Here is a 16,077-nt window from a genome sequence, read left to right as displayed (position 1 = left end):
TGGAATTCGTTGCCTGACAGCGCGTCAGAACTAGGCGCGGCTGAGTTGTGGTGCCGAACCGGAGGCACGTTCGGCAGGAGCCGGAAACGCGCCGCGAAGCTTTTCGAACGCGCGCCCGACCCGGAGGACCGTCGCATCGTCGAAGGTCTTGCCGGTGATCATCATTCCGACCGGAAGCCCGTTTACCAGGCCGGCCGGAACGGACAGGGACGGATGTCCGGTCACGTCGAATGATGCCGTGTTGGCGATCATCCCGAGAGCCTTCGTGATGAAGGTTGCACGATCCACGTCCTTCGCCGGCAATTCGGATGCGACGTAGGGCAGTGTGGGCATCACCAGGACGTCGAATTGTCTCAAGGCAGTGTCGTAGGCGGCGCGGGCGAGCGGTACGAGGTTCCGGGCTTTGCCATAGCTCGCGCCGCCGAGGGTGGTGATGCCGTGGTGGCCGGTCAGGGCCACTAGTTTGACGGTTTCGGATAGAGCGTCGGCATGCTGAATGCGTCGAGAAGCAAAGTGTGCCATCAGTTCCGGATCGTACAAACCCTCGGCGTTCATGCCGTATCCGTTGCCGTCCAACATCTGGTAGGCACCACCGTCCGTGGCGATCACGTTCCAGATATGGAAAGCATGCAGGTGCCACGGGATGCTTACTTCCTCTACTGTGCAGCCGATTTCGCTCAGACTGTGTGCCGCTGCGCGGACTGCGTCGTCGACCTCGGGTTGTGAGACCGCGTGCCCGAAACCTTCTCGAACGATCCCGATTCGCAGGCCGTGCACATCGGCGTCGAGGGTGGACAGATAGTCACTCGCTTCGACACTGTTCGGCTGACGTGGGTCGTTGCCGTCGCGGCCGGCGATAACCGAGAGCATAAGTGCGGCATCGTGGACCGTGCGTGTGATCGGGCCGAGATGGTCGATTGTTCGCTCGATGGGAAATGCACCGGTATACGGGACGAGCCCGAACGTCGGCTTGTGTCCGACGACGCCGCAGAATGCCGCCGGGATTCGGATCGATCCGCCTTGATCCCCGCCGATGGCAAAATCGACGTCACCATTTGCGACGAGAGCTGCACTGCCACCGGATGATCCACCTGCTTCGCGCTGTGGGTCCCATGGATTGCGGACCGGTCCGCTTGCCGGCGTGAAGCTCGAACCGGAGAAACACAGGTCCTCACACACAGCTTTGCCCGCGACAGTTGCACCGGCCGCCAGTAGTCGAGTGACCACAGTCGCGTCGCGAGACGGAGTGAATCCCTCTACCGTCCGAGATCCGTTCATCATCGGAACTCCGGCCACGGTCACGTTGTCCTTGATCGCCACGCGTCGGCCGGTCAGTACGCCGTCCGACGTCGGCGGGATGCTGGTGGTCACATACCAAGCGCTCAAGGGGTTTTCGCTTGCAGTTGGCACCTCGTGCTCGCGTGACGTGGTCGGCGGGGTTGCCTCGTCGGCATACAGTTGGTCGACTACGTCGTAGGAGCCCAGTGCTCCGTCGATCAGTGCCGGCCACTCGAGCCGGGCTGATTCGTCGAGGGTGATGCCGTAATGCCTTGCGGCGGCGTCTATTGCTTTGTCGTCCGGTCGGATTGTCGCCATGAGAAGTGTGCTCCTGATGTGATCGGCTTCACTTGTTGCTCAGACTAGGGCCAGATCTGCAATTGCGTCAATAGGTATCGACATATTGACTCGTTAAGTTCGGGTTACGCGCGCTCAGAGAGAGCGGGGGTACAGGCGCCCGCGGCGTGATTCAGCGATCAGAATCGGCCGATGCAGTGGAACTTCTTTGTCTGTAGAGCTTTTCGACGTAGTGACGAGCTGCCGAAGCACGGTTTCGGGATCGCCGATCGACGTTGTCCGGGCTGCGCGGGCGTAAGCCACGATCGCTTCGTACGTTGTCGCCGACAGAGAGCTCAGCGGAGGTAGGAGGTCGTTCGAGCTTGCGCTGTATCGCTTTTCGAGGTCGTGATTGCCGGCTGCGGTTTGAAAGTAGCCGAATGCCGCCCAGACTCCGTCGGCGTCGGAATTGCCGATGAGTTGTTGAGTGGCTTCGTCGAGGACCAGTGCAAAGGTCCGCGTGGTGGCCCGCAGTCCCTGCTGGGCGCATTGTCTTTCGAAGAAGACCTCGTCGTGGCCGACCAGGGAGGAAAGTATCAGTTCGGCGCCGGAGTCGGCTATCGACTCGATGACGCGTGAGAAGTCAGTTGTCCCCAACGGTACGTAGGCTTCACCGGCTACCGAGCCGGTGGATTCGGCAATCACGCGCCGGGCCGCCCAATGTGCTCCGAACGACCAAGAGTACTGCTGACCGACCAGGAACCAAGTGCGAGAATCAGTTTCGGACATCATTGCGGGTATGCCCGCTCGCGTCTGGTCGAGTGGTCGCTCCCCCAAGCGAAGAACCCCTGGACGCGATCGACCTCCTTCGTTGAGAACTGTGTGCACCAACAGCACACCGGTGTTCTGCAAGGCAGATGCAGCGGCATTGAAGGTTGACGAGGTCACACACGCGAAAACTGCGCGGCATCCGCTCTTCACCAGTCGTAGTGCGGTCGCCGCTCCGGCCGCGGAGTCGGAAGCATCGTCGCCTATCACCAAATCGACGACAACACCCCCGATACCGCCGTCGGCGTTGATCTGTTCGACAGCCAGGGCGGCGAGTGTCTCTGTGGCCTGAGCGAATACAGCTGCCGAGCCGGATTTGCTGACCAGCAGTCCAATGCGATGGCGGTCGGAGCGCGGCGGCTCGGGCGGGGCAAATCCACGCTTGTTCGCAAGCCAGGAAATGCCGTCCTGATCGAGGCTGGATTCGAGAACGATCCGGGTCCCGGTGCCGTCGGGAAAGAACCGGATCGTCAGGCGGCCGCGCCACGGTTGGTGGTGCACGATCACTACCGATCGGCCCCGCTTCACGCCGGCGACGTATCCCAACAGCGTGATCGGCATTCCGGCTAGATCTGCGCGTGCGCCGTCGCCTACGGGAAGGGAGATGGCGACAGCGGCCCCGACCGTCAGTTGCTCACATTCGAGTTCGAGCAGTTGCCCCGTTTCGAGGCGCTCGAAGGCTGACCCTGGTGGGTCGGTCGTCACGATCTGTGCCGTTACGGAGAGACCTGGCACGTTCTACTTCCTGCCTGAAATAGATGCTGGGGCTCAAACAGGGCCTCACGCCCGGCGACGCACCGACGCGACGTCGGAATCCTCAGTCGCCGTGGTCGGTGAGTCGGAGGAGTTCGAACCGGCTTCCAATGCTCGCCCGAGGACGTCGCGCAGGAACTGGAGTGCATCGTTGGCCGGCCCCGACGGATCGATCGAGAACAAGCGATGTCGTCCTTGACGTCGTTCGACGATCACTCCGGACAGCCGCAGCGCCTTGAGATGTGTGGATACCGTGGTGCGACCGACTGTCGAAATTTGATCGCTGATGAAGCCCGCGTTGCACTCGCCGTGGGTAGCCAGAGTGTCGAGAATCTGTCGACGCACTTGGTCGGCCAGCACAGCAAATGCCAACTCTTCGTTTCGTTGAGTAGTCACTGTCTGCTGTCCGCGCTTCCTCGATGGCCTCTACTGGGATATGTCGACACTCGTCAACATATCTCGAGTTGCCTCCGAGGGAAAGAACGTGGCCGAATGTTCTGGCGTTTATGTTGAGTGCTCGGCGGTGGTCACCGCGTCGCGCAGCATTCCGGTGCCGGGATGACAATTGATGTACTCGTACAGCTGATCGCCGGCGTCGAACACCGAGACCTCGTGGTAGAGGCGCAATTTCGACAGACCCGCGGCAACTCGGAAGAATGTCGTGAAGATCCGCAGATGGGTCGGGTGGGATTCCGACCACCGCTCGAGTTGGTCGAGCGAGGCCCAGTGGCCGATGTTGTAGCTCAGGTCGAGGAAGTTTCCGTCGATGTCGATGTTGCGTACGAATCGGTTGCTGTAACACCCGACGGCAGGGCCGTTGTCGCGGAGGAAATCCATGCCCGATTGAAGAGTGGGCAAAATTTCGTCCAGGTAGAGGCTGCGCTCGTCGGCTTCCGCGTCGGCCCAGTCCTGCCCGGACCGGATCAGTGCGATGTTGTCGTGCCCCCGCACTACTACGCGTCCGCCCGCGGCGGGGTCACCGGCGATGACCCGTAGTTCGCCCGAGGCCTGCATCCAGTTGGTCTGGGAGATCGGAAATCGCTCGCGCATCGAACCCCAGTAGCCGTGCTCGTTGATCTCGCCACTGGTGCCGTCCATGACGGCTCCGACCCCGGGGAGGTCGTCTTGGAACGCGTAGAGCGTTTCGAATTGTTCGGCTCGTGGTGCCACGATCTCTCGGAAGAATCCCAATCCGTCCGACAGGCGGTCATCGGACTCCCACCAGGATGCTACTGGAGTCGACTTGCTCCAACGATGTTGGGAAGAAACATCTTTCCAGTATCCGACCACGATCAGGTTCTCGTAGCCCTGGCTGTCGATGTGATGGGTGAGATCGTGGTGTGCCGGTCCGTCCGGCAAGTCGAAGCCGGCGACGATATCCCGCATTGCCTGCAGTGCTGCCGAGCGCTGATCCTCGCCGCGGAACTGCACGCCGAGATAGCCCATCACGACCTGTTGCAATGTGTCGTCTGCGCGCCCTACCCACATGGGAAACGGTGGCGTATAGGTATCCGGAACGCGCCTGGTCAGCGTGCGCGGGCATTGAAGGTGTTCACCGATTGCAGATTCCATGAGTGCTCCATGTGATGTAGGTGGTCGGATCGGGTGCCTGGCACTTGGCAACTCCGTGCCGAAAATCTACGCCCGCTCAGCCGAGCAAACTTGGCCGTCAGCGCCCGATACTTGGCCCACCGTGCCAAGAATTGTGGATAAGCTTCGGCGACAGAATGTTTTGACCACCATGTTGAATGGGCAAGTGTCCGAAGATGTTACAGATCAGCGAGCAGTACTTGTGGGGGCCGCTGCTTGCGACCGGTATCGCCGCGGGCTGATCCCGAACTCCGCCTTGAATGCGCGACTGAAGGCGGCCAGGTCGGCGAATCCCCAGCGGTGAGAAATCTGGGTCAGTGACCGTTCTGGTCCGTGGCGCTGGACGATCTCACGACGGCATCCGTCGAGTCGACGGATGCGAATCGAACGCGACACCGTAGTGCCATGCTCGGCGAAGGTTCTGTGCAATTGCCGAATGGAGACCTTGACTGTTCCCGCGATGTCCACCGGAGACAGGGACGGATCCGCGATGCGAGTATCGATGACCGACAGAGCGGATTCGTACAGGCCGGTTCGTCGCGAGATCGTCGGGCGCGCTGTGGCGTGAAGTACCGACTTGACCAGGCTGCCGATCTCGTTGACGACTTCCTCTTCGTCTCCGCTCGCGTCTGACGTCATACGGACGGAAGCAAGATCGTGAAGAAAGCGACCCAGAAGCCCACTCAGGCCGGCATGTCCGTCGAACGCAATGGCGGTCAAACTGGTGACCTCGGCCTCGGTGAGCGACAGATATGACCGGGGCCAGGTGAACACCTCGAGTCCCCAGATGCCGTCGTGGGCATGGCCCTCGATCTGCCAATCGAAGGGGCGCGTGGTGTCGTACAGGACGTAGTCGCCCCGTCGCAGCACGCATTCACGGTCGTCTTGGCGCACTACAGCGCTACCACGACGAATCATCCCGATCTGCAGATAGTCCGCACTGTCGCTCTTGATCAGGCTGTTGCTACGGACTATTCGTTGTTCCATTGACTGAACTGCGGACACCCGCACGTGGGCGAGTTGCGCCGAGCGGACGGCCCCGCTGAACCGATCGCTGTCTTCGATATCGGAGATGTCGAGCGCGACAAAATGCTCGCGTAGCAAGTCTGCCCAGTCGCCCGTGAGCGTCGTGCGTGTGGGCTGGGAGAAGCCGGATCGCGCGAGCATTGCAGGGCGCCTCCTCGCAGAAAGTCGAAGTTCTCGGGTGCTCGATGGTCAGAGAGTAATCCCCGCACATCGGACATGTCGATAGGAATCGACACGTCATCGGGTCGGGAAGAATTTGTTTGCCATACAAACAATGGCGAGTTATTGTTTGTATGGCAAACAAGTAGGAGTTCGCAATGGTCACCGAGGCAGTTCCCGCCGCGCGTGCGACGCGTGAGTCGGGTAAGCAGACGCGTCTGGCGCTGTTCAACGCCGCTACCGAGCTCTTTCTCGAGCACGGCGACAGCGTCTCCATCGCGCAGATCTGCACCGCCGCCGGCGCCCATCCCAACCAGGTGACCTACTACTACGGCTCCAAAGAGAAGCTCTTCGTCGAGGTGGCATGCGCGGCCGTTCTGCGCGCAGGCAAGCGCGCCGAGGTCGATGCAGCCGACGCCGACACGGTCGGCGACTACACCGAGAAGCTGGTCGGATCCCTCCTGGGCTCGGGGGCTCCCAGCGTCGAACTCTTCGTCGAAGCGATGATGATGACGGGTCGTCGTGGTGAACTCCGCGACCTGATCTCCGAAACGCTTCGCACTCTGCATTCCTCGGGCGAAACCGCCCTCCTCCGTACTTTGGTCCGCACCGGCTGGCAGCTGCGCGCGGGCATCGACGTCGAGTCCAAGGCCTTCTGGTCTGCGATCTTCGGCCTCGTCATCCAGAAGACTGCCACCGGCGAGAGCTTCGGCTACTCCCTCGAGGAGGCGGTTGCCGTCATCTTCGCCACCCTCCAGATACCCGACGCCGTACTCAACAGCTCGATGGAATGAACTCTCTTCGAGCGTGATTCTCCGACAAGGACTTCGATGAACATCGTTCGTGTATTCGACAGCAACGTCACCAAGACCCCGGACAAACCCTTTCTGATCGCAGGCGGTCACGATCACACGTACTCCCAGGTTCAGGACGGAAGTCGCCGTGTCGCAGGCTATTTGCAGTCGCTAGGCGTGCAGCCGGGCGACCGCGTCGCGCTGATGTGTTACAATACTCCGGGATTCGTGTACGCGATGCTCGGTGCCTGGCGCTTGGGCGCCGTCGTGGTCCCCATCAATCACAAGATGCAAACGCCCGAAGTTGCCTACGTGCTGGAGCACGCGAAGGTGTCCGTGTGCGTCTTCGACGGTGAGTTGTCACCAGTTGTCGGTCGATTGGAGACAACAGCCAAACTGGTCAGCACAGACTCTGTCGCAGACGGTTTCGACTTCTTCGACGACGCCATCACCCGCCAGGAGGGCGTGGACGGTATCGACATCGACGAGAACGATCCGGCCGAGATCCTCTACACCTCGGGAACTACCGGTTCGCCCAAGGGCTGCGTCCACAGTCACCGCAACGTGGTCGGCGTTGCGGTCACGGCGGCCCTCGCCGTGTCGACGACTCGAGACGAGCGACTGCTCATGGCCGTCCCGATCTGGCATGCTTCCCCGCTCAACAACTGGTTCATGTCCACGCTCTACATGGGCGGAACCGTCGTGCTGCTGCGCGAGTACCATCCCGTCAAGTTCCTGGAAACTGTTCAGGAACAACGCATTACCCTCTGCTTCGGACCGCCGGTCATCTACACCACCGCGCTCAACCTGGTGCCGAACTTCGCCGACTACAACCTCGGTAGCGTTCGCGCATGGCTGTACGGCGGTGGACCGATCGGTGCGGATGTCGCTCGGCGACTGGTGGAGTCGTACGGCACCACCGAATTCCGGCAGGTATACGGCATGACCGAGACTGGACCCGTGGGCACTGTTCTGTACCCCGAAGAGCAGTTGAGCAAGGCGGGATCGATCGGGCGCGTCGCGCTGGCCGGCGTCGACCTGCGCCTGGTTGCCGATGACGGCACCGACGCGGAGCCCGGTCAGATCGGTGAGATCTGGCTGCGCGCCGACACCGTCATGCAGGGCTACCTCGACGACCCTGCTGCCACCAAGGCTGCCTTCGCCGACGAAGGTTGGTATCGCACCGGCGATCTGGCGCGCAAGGATGCGGACGGCTACCTCTTCATCGTCGATCGCGCGAAGGACATGATCATCACGGGCGGCGAGAACGTCTACTCCAAAGAGGTCGAGGACGTGATCTCCGGGCACCCGGACGTTGTCGACGTCGCCGTTGTCGGAAAACCCAACGAAGAGTGGGGCGAGACCGTCGTCGCACACGTGGTCTGGCGCGAACCGGATGTCATCAGCGCCGACGACATCAAGGACTACCTCTCGGACAAGTTAGCGCGCTACAAGATTCCGCGTGAAGTGGTGTTCGCGACCGTTCTTCCGCGTACGCCGACCGGCAAGATCCAGAAGCATCTCATCCGCGCAGCGAGCTGAAAGGCCTGTCATGACTGATATTTCCGAGAACACCGTTATTTCCGAGAAGATCGTCACCCACCCCGCTCCGCATCGCACCCACGCTGTGCTCAACCAGTCGGTACCGCGCACGGATGTCAACGAGTTCCAGCTCGATACGGTGCTCGTCGAAGGCGTCGCGCGCCACGACGCCGATTGGTCCACCAGTGAACTCACCGACATCGGTGAACTGGTCGGCAGTGCCGGGTTCCAGCACGACGCCGAGCTGGCCAACACGGTGATCCCCGAATTGAAGACTTTCGATCGCTGGGGAAACCGCATCGACGAGGTCGAATACCATCCGTCGTACCACCGGATCATTTCTGCCGCAGTTGCCCACGGTGCCCATACTTCTGCTTGGGCCGATCCGAAGCCGGGTGCCAACGTGGCTCGGGCCGCGGCATTCATGCTCTTCTCCCAGGTCGAGCCGGGCCATGCATGCCCCATCTCCATGACGCACGCCGTGATCCCCTCACTCGAATTGCAGCCGGACGTGGCCGCCATCTGGACCCCGCGTGCGCTTTCGCGGAGCTACACGCCCGAATTGGATGCTCCGGGAAAGGCATCCGCGATCTTCGGAATGTCGATGACGGAGAAGCAGGGTGGCTCCGACGTGCGAGCCAACACGACCATCGCCAAGCCGGCCGGCCGCGGCGGGCCGGGTGCGGACTACCTGCTCACCGGACACAAGTGGTTCTGCTCCGCGCCGATGTCCGACGCATTCCTGGTTCTCGCTCAGGCCGAAGGTGCTGCCGGCGAGGGACTTTCCTGCTTCCTTCTCCCCCGCATCCTGCCCGACGGAACACGCAATGTCTTCCGCATCCAGCGTCTGAAGAACAAGCTGGGCAACAAGTCCAACGCATCGTCCGAGATCGAACTCGACGGCACCGTCGGCACCATGATCGGTGAACCGGGCCGCGGTGTGCGGACCATCATCGAAATGGTGTCTCAGACGCGACTCGACTGCATCCTCGGCAGCACGGCAGGTATGCGTCAGTCGGTGGCCGAAGCAGTGTGGCATGCACGGCACCGCAGTGCTTTTGGTGCCGTCCTCGCTGATCAGCCGGCAATGACGTCGGTGCTTGCCGATCTGGCTCTCGAATCCGAGGCCGCAACCATCACCGCCCTGCGATTGGCGCGCGCCCAGGACGAGGACGCGGACGAGCAGGAGAAGGCCTTCCGCCGACTCGCGACGGCCGTTGCGAAGTACTGGATCTGCAAGCGCGGTCCGCACCACTCCTACGAAGCCCTCGAATGCCTGGGCGGCAACGGTTACACCGAGGACTTCCCGCTCGCCCGTCGTTACCGTGAGCAGCCCGTCATGGCCGTGTGGGAGGGGTCGGGCAACGTCATCGCGCTCGACGTCCTGCGCGCGATGACCCGTGAACCGGATTCCGTTGCCGCCTTCGACCACGAGGTCAACCTCGCTCGCGGCAACAACCCGGTCCTCGATCAGCACCTCGATCGGGTAAGGCGCCAACTCGGTGAGCTCGCCACGATGCCGCCTGCCGACGCGCAGTTCCGCGCTCGGACCGTCGTCGAGGCAATGGCTTTGGCGCTGCAGGCGTCATTGATGGTTCGCCACTCCCCGGCCGCTTCGTCCGATGCGTTCATTGCCGCTCGCCTCGGTGCCGATCGTGGTCACGAGTACGGAACTCTGCCTGTGGGAACTGATTTCGCGGGAATCCTCGCCAGGGCCTAAGGCTGCTCTCTCAGCACCCGAGTGACGGTGTGTACTGCCGGCGTCGGATTGTTCGGTCGCCACGTCATTGCGATTTTCAGCGTGGGCGTGGCCCCGGCGATCGGCAGGTACACGACCCCGTCCATGGACAGATGCGCCGTCGACTCCACGACGACGGCGATCCCGACCCCCGCTCCGACCATGGCCAGCAGGCTGTACGGATCGGGGGCTTCGTGCGCGACGATGGGCGTGAAACCCGCTGTGGCGCAAAAGGACAATGTCGCATCGCGCACCACCGAGCCGTGCTCGGCGGGATACATCACGAATCTCTCGGTCGCGAGGTCTTCCGGTGACACCGAGTCATGGGTACTGAGGTGATGCCGGGCCGGAACCGCGACCATCAAGGTTTCCTCCCGCACCGTGTGAGTCTCGAATCCGCGCGGAATGGGCAGACCGACTATGCCCATGTCGAGGGTTCCGCGTCGGAGAGCGTCGAGCACCTCACCCGAATACATCTGCGGCCGTAAATCCAGTTCGATTCCCGGATGGGAGTCCGCCAACGATCGTGTGAGGGCCGAAAGCACCGTGTAGCCGCCAGTACCGCCGAAACCTACTGTGACACGGCCAGTTTCCCCGGTCGACGCGGCCGAAGCGATATCTCGTACGACGGCTAGCTGCGCTTCGATGATCCGTGCTGGCGTGACCAAGGCTTCGCCGGCGGCGGTCAACTGCACTGATCTGGTGGTCCGGACGAAAAGGTCGGTTCCGAGTTCGCGCTCGAGCGCCCGAATGGTTTGGCTGAGCGGGGACTGCCCGATGTGGAGTCGCTCGGCAGCGCGGCCGAAGTGAAGTTCGTCGGCGACTGCGAGAAACGCGCGCAGTTGACGCAGTTCCACGTCGCTACTCCCGTCATTCATTATGTGGTTTGCCCACATAAATGAGTCGAACTAAGTCTTGGACTCTACATGGATTTCGGACGATAGTGATTCACGCCTCACATTGCATCCTTGGTGATGCTCGACGCGAGAATCAGGGAGAACCGTGGATCAAAACCCAGGTCACGACACCAATCCGCCCGCATACAGCACCGAGCAAGCGCGCAAGGCCGGAATTACTGCGTTTGTCGGAACGACTATCGAATGGTTCGACTTCTACATCTACGGAACCGCATCCGCTTTGGTACTCGGCCCACTTTTCTTCCCGGACGCGTCGCCGGCTGTGGGAACACTCGCAGCCTTCGCGACTTTTGCCGTGGGATTCGTGGCTCGCCCGGTCGGCGGAGTGGTCTTCGGTCATTTCGGAGACAAGTTCGGCCGCAAGAACGCCGTGGTCATCACCCTCGCGTTGATGGGGTTGGGAACTGTCGGTGTCGGCCTCCTGCCCACGTATGCCCAGATCGGGATCTGGGCGCCGATACTGCTTGTTGCACTTCGTGTTCTCCAGGGCATTGCCATGGGTGGCGAATGGGGTGGTGCCGTACTGATTGCCACCGAGTTCGCTCCCCCGAAGAAGAAGGTGCTCTACGGCGCGTTTGCGCAGCAGGGTTCGCCGGTCGGCAATCTGCTCGCGACGTTGGCATTCCTAGGCCTGACCCTGATGTCGGATTCCGTGTTCGAGTCGTGGGGTTGGCGCCTGCCGTTCCTCGGATCCGCAGCGTTGGTCATCGTCGCCCTCTACATCAGACTGCACATCTCCGAGACGCCCGAGATGAAGAAGGCCGTTGCAGCACAAGAACGTACACGGATGCCGCTGGTAGAGGTTCTTCGTTCGCATCCCGTCGAACTTGCTCTCGGCGTCGGCGCCGTGGTTGCCGGCGTCGCCATCACGTACGTCAAGACGACCTTTGCGCTCTCTTGGGCGACAACGGATCTCGGATTCGAGCGCAGCGACTTCCTCCTCGTGATCACCGTGGCACTGGTAGCCCAGACACTCGTACAACCTTTCGGCGCTGTGCTGGCCACGCGAATCGATCCGTCGAAAGCTGTCCGTTGGATGCTGCTACCGGAACTCGTGCTCCTACCGCTGATGTTCCTGCTGGTTCAGACCGGCTCCGTCCCCTTGGCGATTCTGGGTATGGTCCTCGCGACGGCACCTCACGCAATGTATTACGCCGCGCTGGCCGGCATTCTGGCGCAGATATTCCCCACAAACGTTCGGTATACGGGCATCTCCCTGTCGTACCAACTTTCGACGGCCGTATTCGCCGGAACGGCCCCGATGGTCAGCCAGTATCTGCTGACGCGAACCAACTCGATCTGGCCGGTCGTGGCTCTTGGGCTCGTCTATGTCGTTCTCTCCCTTGTCTGTATGACGGCTTTACTGCGCAGAAGTGCGCTGTACTCGCAAGCTCCGGGACCCGAGGCGATGGACTCCTCGAACATGACCGACGCATCCACCCTGAAAGGCGTTGACCACTGATGAACTTTGCACACACCGACCCCGCTCTGAAAGCGGTAGTGGACAGATGGACCGTCGGGGCGGACCGGGAGACGTTGAACGGCTTGCTCGACCGACTGGGCCGAGATGCAGCCGGCCGGTTGTCCGAGCTTGCCGACATCGCAGACCAGAACCCGCCTGTGCTGCAGCAGTTCGACAAGGCTGGTGATCGCGTTGACCGCATCTCCTACCACCCGGCCTACCTGGAACTGTGCCGGGCGGCGTACAGCGAGTACGGCCTGTCCGCGATGTCGCACCGAAAAGGGTTGCACGGATGGGACTCCGTGCCCTCTCCACTCGCGAAGTACCTCGCGTCGTACATCTTCGTGCAGGCAGAGTTCGGGCTTGCTTGCCCGGTGTCGATGACCGATGCGGCTGCGCGAACCCTGCGTATGTTCGGTGATCCAGTGGTGTTCTCGCCCTGGATCGACGCGTTGACGTCGACGGGCCCCGAGCATGCGAAGACCGGTGCGATGTTCATGACCGAGATACAGGCCGGCACCGATATCGCCTGCACCGAAACGCGTGCCGAGCGCGACGGTGACGGATGGGTCCTCACCGGCAAGAAGTGGTTCGCCTCCAACCCTGACGCCGATGTCGTCATCACCCTCGCACGATTCCCAGGCGGACAGGATGGTTCGACGCGTGGAGTCGGAATGTTCATGGTTCCCAAGACTTTGGTATCCGGCGAACGCAACAACATCACGATCGATCGACTCAAGGACAAGCTGGGCACGCGCTCCATGCCCAGCGGCGAGGTGACACTCAACCGCGCGCACGCACTCCAGGTCGGTGAACTCGATCGAGGGTTCCGCCAGATGGCGGAGATGGTCAACACGTCGCGGTTGTCCAATGCGATGAGGTCGAGCGCTCTCATGCGCCGAGCAGTCCGCGAAGCCGTCGAACATTCGAAGAGTCGAGTCGTGTTCGGTAAGAAGCTCTTCGATCAGCCGCTGATGCGGGCGACCCTTCTTCCGCTTGCGCTCGACGCCGAGGCCTCGCTGGCTCTGGTCGCGTACAGCGCGCAGTGTCTTCAGGCTGCAGACGGCGGTGACGATCAGGCGCGAGCACTGATCAGGGTGCTGACGCCGATCGCCAAACACTTTGTCTGCAAACGTGCACGGGTGGTCACCGGTGAAGCGATGGAGGTACGCGGTGGCAACGGCTACATCGAGGAATGGGTCAACGCGCGGCTCGTGCGGGACGCCCACCTCGGCTCGATCTGGGAGGGCTCGAGCAATGTCATTGCGCTGGATGTACTTCGGTGCCTACGCAAGTTCGGCTCGCACCGCGCGGTCGCGGGAGCGATGACGGACATCCTGTCCAGCGTCGGACCTGACTGTGACGCCGGTGCCGGAGTTCTGTTGCGGCGCTGGGAGGAACTGGCCGAGGAGGGAGATCGTCTGATCGCCGGATCTGACGATGCCGCCCAGGCTGCCAGTGCAAAATATGCCGACGAGTTGGCTCGTACCGTCATGGCGACCTTGCTTTTCGACCTTGCTGATCACGGCATCCGAGAAGGTTACGGGTACCGGTCACTGCTGGTGGCGAACTCCTACCTGGCAGGTCTTGCCGGGAAGGTGCCGTCGGCTGCGCTCGGCAATCTTGACGTGATTACCGATGGCGGCGACGTGGAGTTGGATGACGCACGTGACGTCGTAGTCGAGTTCCTCTCTGTGGCAGGAGTTCACCGGTGAATTCTCCACAAGGCCCCGTACCGCTCGCCGGTGTCCGTGTTCTCGATCTGTCGAAGATCCTTGCCGGACCGTACGCAACCATGTCGCTTGCCGATCTCGGAGCGGACGTCACCAAAATCGAGCACCCCGAGGGCGGCGACCCCACACGTTCGTGGGGACCGCCCTTCGTCGGGGTCGATGCCGCCTACTACCTCGCGATCAACCGCGGCAAGAAGTCGGTCACGATCGACCTCAAGTCCACCGAAGGACAGGAGATCATCCACCGCATGCTCGAAGAGACCGACGTGGTCGTGGAGAACTTCAAGCCGGGCAGTGGATTACAGAAGATCTTCGACTACCAGGCACTGTCCGAGCGATACCCACATCTGATCACCCTGCACATCTCTGCATTCGGTGAGGAAGGGCCGTTGCGCGACGAACCGGGGTACGACATGATCGCGCAAGCCGCGGGTGGGCTCATGTCGCTCACCGGTGAAGCGGGTGGCGCTCCGATGAAGTCCGGATTTGCGTTGGGGGACTTGGGTGCAGCGCTGTTCGGACTGGTCGGGGTGCTGGCTGCATTGGTCGAGCGAGGCCGGACCGGACGTGGACAGTACGTGACCACGTCCCTGTACGAGTGCCAACTCGCCATGCACGTGAACTGGGCGACCAGCTACTTCGCCACCGGTGAGCGCCCTACGGCGTTGGGCTCCGGTCACCCGAATCTTGCCCCCTACCAAGCATTTCCTGCCAGCGACGGGTACTTCGTCATCGCCGTCGGCAACGACGCGATGTGGGCGTCGCTGTGCGAGGCCATCGGTCGAGGCGAACTCGTCACCGATCCTCGCTTTGTGCACAACCGCGAGCGGGTGGAGAACCGCGAAAGTCTGGAACGAGAACTCACCAGTGCCTTCGCGTCCGGAACCGTCGAACACTGGTGCGCTCTTCTCACCGATCGCGCTGTGCCGGTTTCACCGATACGCCACCTCGACGAGATCTACGCAGATCCCCACACCGCCGCGCTCGGCATGGTCGGGACGGTTGACCATCCGACGCTCGGTCCGTTGAAGCAAGTGGCCTTTCCGGTCAACTTCTCCGGACAGAGGCCGCGCCTGACGTCGGCGCCGCCCGTTCTCGGCGCCGACAACGACGAGGTGCTGGGTACTTCTCAGGCCAACCCGCTCAACGCCGGTGCGGTGTTGTCGTCGCGCCAGCCGATGGCCTCGACAAGCGTCGTCAGGTCGTAGTCAGGTCCGCTGACGCCGACGGTGAAGAGCGAGACGCCGTCGGCGACCAGGTCGGCAGCATTCTCGAGCCCGGGCCACGGCACCGAGTGCTCCACTTCCACCGGGTTCCGGCCCACGTCGGCGCAATGGTCGGAGAGGATGTCCGACTTGCGCAGGTGTGTCTCACGGTCGCCGAAGCTGTGCCAGACGTCGGCGTACTCGGCGACCAGGCGCAGGGTCTTCTTCTCACCGCCACCGCCGATGAGAACCGGGATGTTGCGCGTCGGCGGCGGGTTGCCCTTCGCCAGACGGCCCGTGATGCGGGGGAGGTATTCGCCCAGCAGTTTGAGCCGTGAGCCGGGAGTGCCGAAGTCGTATCCGAACTGGTCGTAGTCCTTCTCGAACCAGCCGGCACCGATACCGAGGATCAGACGACCGCCGCTGATGTGGTCGACGGTTCGCGCCATGTCGGCCAGCAGATCCGGATTGCGGTAGCCGCCGCCGGTGACCAGGGCGCCGATTTCGACGCGTTCGGTCTGCTCGGCCCAGGCTCCGAGCATGGTCCAGCATTCGAAGTGGGCTCCGTCGGGATCGCCGGTCAACGGGTAGAAGTGGTCCCAGTTGAAGACGATGTCCACCCCGGCGTCCTCGGACCGCAAGACGGCGTCGCGTATCAACCCGTAGTCGGGTGCGTGCTGAGGTTGGAGTTGAACACCGATGCGTACCGGACGAGTCATGCCACGCTCCTGACGAGAGGAATGGTTGTCTCCTCCCATCATGGCTGGGTGTGCGCG

The 16,077-nt window shown here is 62.2% G+C and carries 13 protein-coding genes; 6 read left to right on the top strand and 7 right to left on the bottom strand.

Annotated elements, in window-relative coordinates; translation table 11 throughout:
* Positions 1–30 precede the first annotated feature (30 nt).
* The 5 genes from QM716_RS18725 to QM716_RS18705 all read right to left on the bottom strand — a co-directional run bounded on the left by QM716_RS18725 (position 31) and on the right by QM716_RS18705 (position 5,892).
* On the bottom strand, positions 31–1,596 hold the full coding sequence (locus QM716_RS18725; RefSeq protein ID WP_283305547.1) for an amidase: 1,566 nt from the start codon (positions 1,594–1,596) through the stop codon (positions 31–33).
* A gap of 114 nt (positions 1,597–1,710) precedes the next feature.
* Complete coding sequence (locus QM716_RS18720) at positions 1,711–3,117, bottom strand: substrate-binding protein (RefSeq protein WP_283305546.1); 1,407 nt, start codon at positions 3,115–3,117, stop codon at positions 1,711–1,713.
* 45 nt (positions 3,118–3,162) lie between these two features.
* Positions 3,163–3,531, bottom strand: a complete 369-nt coding sequence (locus tag QM716_RS18715) for an ArsR/SmtB family transcription factor (protein WP_283305544.1) — start codon at positions 3,529–3,531, stop codon at positions 3,163–3,165.
* A gap of 108 nt (positions 3,532–3,639) precedes the next feature.
* Positions 3,640–4,707: an aliphatic aldoxime dehydratase gene (gene oxdA, locus QM716_RS18710; RefSeq protein ID WP_283305543.1), complete on the bottom strand. Its 1,068-nt coding sequence runs from the start codon at positions 4,705–4,707 to the stop codon at positions 3,640–3,642.
* Positions 4,708–4,911: 204 nt separating this feature from the next.
* Entirely contained in the window at positions 4,912–5,892 is a 981-nt protein-coding gene (locus QM716_RS18705; protein ID WP_283305542.1) for a helix-turn-helix domain-containing protein, read from the bottom strand.
* Positions 5,893–6,068: 176 nt separating this feature from the next.
* On the opposite strand from QM716_RS18705, the gene QM716_RS18700 reads away from it, so the two are divergent.
* From QM716_RS18700 to QM716_RS18690, 3 genes are read left to right on the top strand one after another with little or no spacing between them, the layout of a single operon-like run.
* Entirely contained in the window at positions 6,069–6,704 is a 636-nt protein-coding gene (locus QM716_RS18700) for a TetR/AcrR family transcriptional regulator C-terminal domain-containing protein (protein ID WP_283305541.1), read from the top strand.
* A gap of 36 nt (positions 6,705–6,740) precedes the next feature.
* Positions 6,741–8,246 carry a class I adenylate-forming enzyme family protein gene (locus QM716_RS18695; protein ID WP_283305540.1) on the top strand — a complete coding sequence of 502 codons (1,506 nt, stop codon included), beginning with the start codon at positions 6,741–6,743 and terminating at the stop codon, positions 8,244–8,246.
* A 10-nt stretch (positions 8,247–8,256) separates the two neighbouring features.
* Positions 8,257–9,966 carry an acyl-CoA dehydrogenase family protein gene (locus QM716_RS18690; RefSeq protein WP_283305539.1) on the top strand — a complete coding sequence of 570 codons (1,710 nt, stop codon included), beginning with the start codon at positions 8,257–8,259 and terminating at the stop codon, positions 9,964–9,966.
* On the opposite strand, the gene QM716_RS18685 is transcribed toward QM716_RS18690, so the two are convergent.
* On the bottom strand, positions 9,963–10,841 hold the full coding sequence (locus QM716_RS18685) for a LysR family transcriptional regulator (protein ID WP_283305538.1): 879 nt from the start codon (positions 10,839–10,841) through the stop codon (positions 9,963–9,965). The genes QM716_RS18690 and QM716_RS18685 overlap by 4 nt on opposite strands.
* A 145-nt stretch (positions 10,842–10,986) precedes the next feature.
* Between QM716_RS18685 and QM716_RS18680 the strand changes: the two genes are divergently transcribed.
* From QM716_RS18680 to QM716_RS18670, 3 genes are read left to right on the top strand one after another with little or no spacing between them, the layout of a single operon-like run.
* A complete protein-coding gene (locus tag QM716_RS18680; RefSeq protein ID WP_283305537.1) occupies positions 10,987–12,363 on the top strand; it encodes an MFS transporter in 1,377 nt (458 codons plus the stop codon).
* Entirely contained in the window at positions 12,363–14,078 is a 1,716-nt protein-coding gene (locus QM716_RS18675) for an acyl-CoA dehydrogenase family protein (RefSeq protein WP_283305535.1), read from the top strand. Before QM716_RS18680 ends, QM716_RS18675 begins: the two co-directional genes overlap by 1 nt.
* Positions 14,075–15,304, top strand: a complete 1,230-nt coding sequence (locus QM716_RS18670; RefSeq protein ID WP_283305534.1) for a CaiB/BaiF CoA transferase family protein — start codon at positions 14,075–14,077, stop codon at positions 15,302–15,304. The genes QM716_RS18675 and QM716_RS18670 overlap by 4 nt, the downstream gene beginning before the upstream one ends.
* On the opposite strand, the gene QM716_RS18665 is transcribed toward QM716_RS18670, so the two are convergent.
* Positions 15,226–16,020 carry an LLM class F420-dependent oxidoreductase gene (locus tag QM716_RS18665; protein ID WP_283305533.1) on the bottom strand — a complete coding sequence of 265 codons (795 nt, stop codon included), beginning with the start codon at positions 16,018–16,020 and terminating at the stop codon, positions 15,226–15,228. The two genes, QM716_RS18670 and QM716_RS18665, sit on opposite strands and share 79 nt — an antisense overlap.
* Between the last annotated feature and the right edge of the window lie 57 nt (positions 16,021–16,077).

It is taken from the genome of Rhodococcus sp. IEGM 1409 (assembly GCF_030056735.1).
Taxonomy (GTDB): domain Bacteria; phylum Actinomycetota; class Actinomycetes; order Mycobacteriales; family Mycobacteriaceae; genus Rhodococcus_F.
This window is presented reverse-complemented; position numbering and strand designations above follow the sequence as displayed.